At 72.8% G+C, this 816-nt stretch carries 1 protein-coding gene; it reads right to left on the reverse strand.

Annotated features, from left to right (window positions below):
- Positions 1-221: 221 nt before the first annotated feature.
- Positions 222-581: a hypothetical protein gene (locus Q7A36_RS40300; RefSeq protein WP_305109409.1), complete on the reverse strand. Its 360-nt coding sequence runs from the start codon at positions 579-581 to the stop codon at positions 222-224.
- Between the last annotated feature and the right edge of the window lie 235 nt (positions 582-816).

Below are 816 nucleotides of genomic sequence, written 5' to 3' on the forward strand. Positions count from 1 at the left end.
GTCGGGCTCGCGCGGCTCGGGGCCGATCGGCTCGGGCACCTCGGGCGCGTCCGGGTCGTCGTCGAGCCGTGCGGCAGCGGTGATCCGGTGCTGGGCGGCCATAGGCGTTCTCTCCTGCCAGGGCTGGGCGCGGACCTTGGGCGGGGCGCGGCCAGCCTGTCCAGCCGCAGGGGTGGAACGGTCGGCGCAGTGCTGCGGCTGCGTGCTGGCCAAGCTGCCGGCTAATCCTGTGCTTGCCCGGCGTCCTGTTGCGGATCGCAGCCCGGCAGGCCGGCATACCAGGCCGCATAGGGCGTGGTGTGCGCCATGTGGCGATTGTAGTCTGGGGCGCCGTCCGTCCACCACACCGGGCCTCGCTCGCCCAGCGCCCGCTTGGCCGCCTCCACCCGCGCCCGCGCCCGCGCCGCCGCGCGCGCGGCGGTGTCGCCCTGCTGCAGTGCCTCCCGCTTTGCCCGGCGCGCCGCCATCAACTCGCGTGTCAGCACAGCTCGCGCCGCGGGCTCGAGCGCCGGGTTGGTGCAGCGCCACAGCCGACCCCGCACGACGAAGTAGCGTCCATCTGGCGTGACAGGATGGTTCACGTCCCCTCCCCTCCCGGGCCAGCTTCAAACCAACCTTGCAACCAGACAGGTTGCTCGCGCGGCCCCGGCGGCCGCATTGGGCACCGGTGCGCATTTGCGCATTGCCGCCAAGTGGCGGGTGGACAAACCAGGGGCTATCGCCGCGACGGTTGAACTCGGCGACTGTATCCCTGACCGCAGCTAACGCCGCTTAGAGGCGCGCGGCGCCTCGGCCCGGGTGCCGCGACTGTCTATT

The sequence above is a fragment of the Paracraurococcus lichenis genome, assembly GCF_030657435.1.
Lineage (GTDB): Bacteria > Pseudomonadota > Alphaproteobacteria > Acetobacterales > Acetobacteraceae > Paracraurococcus > Paracraurococcus lichenis.